This is a genomic window from Embleya sp. NPDC005575 (assembly GCF_040605455.1).
Taxonomy (GTDB): Bacteria; Actinomycetota; Actinomycetes; order Streptomycetales; family Streptomycetaceae; genus Embleya.
In genome coordinates this window covers 1-5,433 of the sequence record NZ_JBEXCV010000287.1, presented here as the reverse complement: position 1 = coordinate 5,433, position 5,433 = coordinate 1, and the positions used below count along the sequence as shown (strand labels likewise).

The 5,433-nt window shown below is 73.4% G+C and carries 4 protein-coding genes; 1 reads left to right on the top strand and 3 read right to left on the bottom strand.

What is annotated here, in order from left to right; translation table 11 throughout:
• Positions 1 to 2,068, top strand: a 2,068-nt coding sequence (locus ABZS54_RS41945) for a copper-translocating P-type ATPase (RefSeq protein ID WP_355548393.1), incomplete at its 5' end; no start/stop codon positions are given.
• 159 nt (positions 2,069 to 2,227) lie between these two features.
• On the opposite strand, the gene ABZS54_RS41940 is transcribed toward ABZS54_RS41945, so the two are convergent.
• The 3 genes from ABZS54_RS41940 to ABZS54_RS41930 all read right to left on the bottom strand — a co-directional run.
• The gene (locus ABZS54_RS41940) at positions 2,228 to 3,016 is read right to left on the bottom strand and encodes a VOC family protein (RefSeq protein WP_355548391.1); all 789 of its coding nucleotides are present in this window, start codon (positions 3,014 to 3,016) and stop codon (positions 2,228 to 2,230) included.
• A gap of 629 nt (positions 3,017 to 3,645) precedes the next feature.
• Complete coding sequence (locus tag ABZS54_RS41935) at positions 3,646 to 4,512, bottom strand: aminodeoxychorismate lyase (protein ID WP_355548388.1); 867 nt, start codon at positions 4,510 to 4,512, stop codon at positions 3,646 to 3,648.
• Positions 4,509 to 5,433: LD-carboxypeptidase (locus ABZS54_RS41930; RefSeq protein ID WP_355548385.1), on the bottom strand; the 925-nt coding region annotated here is incomplete at its 5' end. The genes ABZS54_RS41935 and ABZS54_RS41930, both read right to left, overlap by 4 nt.

Below are 5,433 nucleotides of genomic sequence, written 5' to 3'. Positions count from 1 at the left end.
CGCCCGGGCGCCGCGCGCGGACCCGGACGGGGGTCGGGTCCGCGCCCTGCGCGACCGGCTGCTGATCTCGGGCGTACTGACCGTGCCGGTGATCGCGATGGCGATGGTGCCGGCCCTGCAGTTCACCAACTGGCAGTGGCTCTCCCTCGCGCTGGCCTGGCCGGTCGTCGCGTACGGCGCGTGGCCGTTCCACAAGGCCGCGTGGACCAACCTGCGGCACGCAACCTCGACCATGGACACGCTCGTATCGATGGGCACCCTCGCCGCGCTCGCCTGGTCCGTGTACGCCCTCTTCTGGGGTTCCGCCGGCGAACCCGGCATGACCCACGCGTTCTCCTTCGCCATCGAACGCGGTGACGGAGCGGGCAACATCTACCTCGAAGCCGCCGCCGGCGTGACCACCTTCATCCTCGCCGGCCGCTACTTCGAGGCCCGCGCCAAGCGCCGCTCCGGCGCCGCCCTCAAGGCCCTGCTCGAACTCGGCGCCCGCGACGTGGCGGTCCTGCGCGACGGCCGCGAGGAGCGCATCGCGGTCGAGCAGTTGGCCGTCGGCGACCTGTTCGTGGTCCGCCCCGGCGAGAAGATCGCCACCGACGGCGTGATCGAGCAGGGCACCTCCGCCGTGGACGCCTCGATGCTCACCGGCGAATCGGTGCCCGTCGAGGTCCGTCCCGGCGACACCGTCACCGGCGCGACCGTCAACGCCGGCGGCCGACTGGTCGTCCGGGCCGGCCGGATCGGCGCCGACACCCAACTGGCCCGGATGGCCCGTCTGGTCGAAGACGCCCAGAACGGCAAGGCCCAGGTGCAGCGCCTGGCCGACAAGGTCTCCGGCATCTTCGTGCCCATCGTCATCGCACTGGCCGCCGCCACCCTCGGCTTCTGGTGGGGCACCGGACAGGGCATCGCCGGCGCGTTCACCGCCGCCGTCGCGGTCCTGATCATCGCCTGCCCCTGCGCCCTGGGCCTGGCCACCCCCACCGCCCTCATGGTCGGCACCGGCCGCGGCGCACAACTGGGCATCCTGATCAAGGGCCCCGAGGTCCTGGAATCCACCCGCCGCGTCGACACGATCGTCCTGGACAAGACCGGCACCGTCACCACCGGCCGGATGACCCTCCTCGACACCCACCTCGCCGGCGGCGAGCACCTCGACGAGGTGCTGCGTCTCGCGGGTGCCCTGGAGAACGCTTCCGAGCACCCGATCGCCCAGGCCATCGCCACCGGTGCGACCGAGCGCGTCGGGGACCTGCCCGATCCCGAGGACTTCGCCAACGTCGAAGGACTCGGCGTGCAGGGCATCGTGGAGGGCCACGCCGTCCTGGTCGGCCGCACCCGGCTGCTCACCGAATGGGCCCTGGACCTGCCGGTCGAGCTCGAACGGGCGATGGCTGATGCCGAGGCACTCGGTCGTACCGCCGTCACGGTGGCGTGGGACGGCAAGGCCCGCGCCGTCCTGGTGGTCGCCGACGCGGTCAAGCCCACCTCCGCCGAGGCCATCCGGCGCTTCCGCGAACTCGGACTCACCCCGATCCTGCTCACCGGCGACAACACCACCGTGGCGCACACCGTCGCCGCGCAGGTGGGCATCGACCCGGAGCACGTGCACGCCGAGGTGATGCCCAAGGACAAGGTGGACGTGGTCACCCGGCTCCAAGCCGAGGGCCGGATCGTGGCCATGGTCGGCGACGGCGTCAACGACGCGGCGGCACTGGCCACCGCCGATCTCGGCCTGGCCATGGGCACCGGCACCGACGTCGCGATCGAGGCATCCGACCTGACCCTGGTCCGCGGCGACCTGCGCGCCGCCGCCGACGCGATCCGGCTGGCCCGCAGGACGCTGGGCACCATCAAGTCCAACCTGTTCTGGGCCTTCGCCTACAACGTCGCCGCCCTGCCGCTCGCCGCCGCGGGGCTGCTCAACCCGATGCTCGCCGGCGCCGCGATGGCCTTCAGTTCGGTCTTCGTGATCAGCAACAGTCTGCGCCTGCGCGGCTTCGAGGCACTCGCCGACGAAACCCACCCGACCCCGGCCGAAACGACCGGGCCCACCCCGATCGCCGCCTGACCCGCCGCGGTCGGTCACGCAACGAAGCCCGCTCGATGCCACCGCATCGAGCGGGCTTCGGTCGATCCGGGCACCGCCCCTGCGCCGGTTCGCGAGGCCGGGGGCGGGCCGAATTCAAGAGAGCGTCGGGCTCGGAAGGGCGCCCGGCGCGGGCCGGGCTCAGGACGTCGCCGGGCCCACCGCCTGGATCACGGCGAACGCGCCGCCCTGCGGATCCTGAACCACGGCCATCCGCCCCGCCATCATGTCGAACGGGGGCTTGAGCACGTTGCCGCCGGCCCGAACCAGCGCATCGACGGTGCTGTCGGTGTCGTCCACGGAGAAGTACGTCAGCCAGTGCGCGGGCGTACCGGGCGGCAACTGGTCCAAGTCCTGCATCCCGCCGACCACGCGGCCGGCCGCACTCAGCGAGTAGTAACCCTCGGCGCCCTCCATCGACGCGGCCTCCAGGCCCAGCGCGGTCGAGCAGAACGCGCTCGCGGCGGCGACGTCGCCGGTGTTCAGCTCGTTCCAGATCACCGCGCCGGGCTCGTTGACCACCTCCGAGCCACCGAAGTCCCGGGCCTGCCACAGACCGAACACCGCGCCGGTGGGCTCGGCGACCACGCCCATCCGGCCGAGCGTCATCACGTCCATCACCGGCATCACCACCGTGCCGCCGGCCTTCTTGATCGCCTGCTCGGTGGCGTCCGCGTCGGCGGTGGCCAGGTAGGTGGTCCACGCGGTCGGCGGCGTCGGCCCGCCGTCCGGGGACATCGCGGTCATGATGCCCGCGACGGCCTTCCCGTTCAGCGAGCAAACGGCGTAACCGCCGGTCTCCGGCGGCCCGACCTCGCCCTGCCACCCGAACAGGTCGCGGTAGAAGTCGAGAGCGGCCTGTTGGTCGGGAACCATCAGATCGACCCAACAGGGTGTGCCGGGCACGTAGGGGTTGGTGACCACGGGCATGACGAGAACCTCCGGAGAAGGCGACGAAGAACGACCCCCGTGCTTTTCATCGTCGGCGCCCGCACCGCCACCCGCCACCGGTCGACGTGCGGTGCGCGGGCGGACCCCGGCGCCGCGACCCGCCACGCGTGCCCCGCCCCGAGGTCCGTCCGCCGTCGCCGCCGCTCTCGCCGCCTCCACTGCGGACGAGTTCGTCGCCTACGGGGACGAAGCCGAAGTGACTGGGGGGAGACGCCGTACGCACTCGTGTGCACGGGCGTCGACGCGACCACATCGACCATGGAAGGCGCGACCAGCACCGTCGCCGCCACCGGACATGGTGAGCGCACGTGGCCGCGGGCCGGCGCGGGCATCCTCGCCCACACCACGCCCGAACGCGAACTCGCGGAAACCCGCGAGGAGTTGTACAGCGTCTCGCGCTTCCTTGTGCCCGACGCGCCGACCCGGCCGGCGACACCGAGGACCCGAAGCCCGCCGCACCGACCGCAACCCGACCACGGTTCCGGCCCGCCCCGACCGGAGCCGGGTGGGCCGAAAGGTACCCGGCACCCCGGCTCCCCCGCTCCGGCCCGCGGCTCCCCTTCTCAGGTGCCTGCCCGCCACCTTGCACCGATCCCGCGCCGGTGTGGTCAATCGGCCCGCAGGAGATCGACAATCTCGTCGTGCCGCGGGCTCTGCGGGCACGGCACCGCGTCGATGGCGGTCACCCGCACGGCGAGCCGGACGCTGGAGACCAGCCAAACGCCGTCCGCGGCGCGCAGATCGGCGACCGACAGCCGCGCGTGGCCGCACTTCCAACCGGCCCCGGCCGCCGCATCGAACAACCGCCGCTGCGCGATGCTCGCCAGGATGCCCAGATCGAGCGGCGGGGTCCGCAGCGTGTGAGCGCTCGCCACCACCACGGCGGCCGTCGGTGCCTCCAGGACCGTGCCGTCCTCGGCCAGGATGATCGCGTCGTCCGCGCCGTGCGCGCGGGCCCACCGCTGGGCGGCCATGTTGACCGCGTACGACAGCGTCTTGGCCCCGCTCAGCAGCCACGGCACCCGATCGGCCGGGGTGGCGACGACACCGCGGGTCACCGTCACCGTACGCACCCCCTCGGCTCGGGCCCGCCGCGTGCTCGCCGGAATCGGGTCGACCAGCACGTAGCCGGTCCCCGGGCCGCCGCCCTCCGGCCCTCGGGTCAGCACCAGCCGGGCGTACGACTCACCGACGACGCCGTGCCGGTCGATCGCCACCGCCAGGCAGCGCCGCCACGCCTCGGCGTCCGGCGGCGGCATGCGCAGAGCGGCGGCCGACCGGGCCAACCGGGCCAAGTGCTCGTCCAGGTACCGGGGTCGCCCGTCGACGATCAGCAGTGCCTCGAAGACGCCGTCGCCGCGCAGCACCCCGAGGTCGTCGGCGCGCAGCGCGGGCCGGGCACGGTCGGCGACGGTTCCGTCCAGGTGCACCAGCGTCCCCGGAACGGGTGCACCCGATGCGGGCGAGTCGCTCACCGCAGCGCCGCCGAAGTCAGCGTCAACGTACCCGCGTCCGCGTCCAGGTCGGCCTCGACGCCCAGCGGCACGGTGAGTTGACGCGGCCCGTGACCGAAGCCCAGCCCGGCCAGTACCGGGACACCCAGCGGCGAAAGCCGATCGCGCAGCACCGCCTCGATCCGCTCGACCGGCCCACAGTCCGTCCAGGTTCCGGTCACCACCCCCGCCACCCCCGCGAACCAGCCCGAGCGCAACAGTTGGGTGAGCAGTCGATCGATGCGGTACGGCTGCTCGCCGATGTCCTCGAACAGCACGATCGCACCGGTCGCCGGCGACGACTCCGGACACCCGATCGAGCCGGCCACCAGGCTCAACGTGCCGCCGGTGGTCACGCCGCGGGCTCGGCCGGCCACCAACGGGTGGGCATTTGGGGACGTCAACTCCACCGCGTCCTCCGGGTTGAACAGGGTCGCCCGCAGATGGGCGAGGGTGTCCGGGTCGGGCGGTCCGCCGGCCGGCGCGCCGAACCCGGCGGTGGCGGGCATCGGCCCGAACAGGGTGACGACGCCCAGTCGGGCGGCGAACGCCGCGTGCAACGCGGTGACGTCGCTCGCCCCCACGAGCACCTTCGGCTCCGCCGCCGCCAGCGCCTCCCACGGCAGCAGGTCGAGCACCCGCGCCGCGCCGTAACCGCCGCGCGCACACACGATCGCGGCGATCCCGGGATCACACCAGGCGTCCTCCAGATCGCGCGCGCGGCCGCCGTCGGTCCCGGCGAGGTATCCCAGCCCCTGCCCGTCCAGGACGTGCGCGCCCAACACCACCTCGAGACCGAGATCGGTCAACACCGCACAACCGGCGCGCAGCCGGTCCGGCTCGACCGGGCTGCCGGGGCACACCACCGCGACCCGGTCGCCCGGTCGCAGGCGGCGCGGTCGG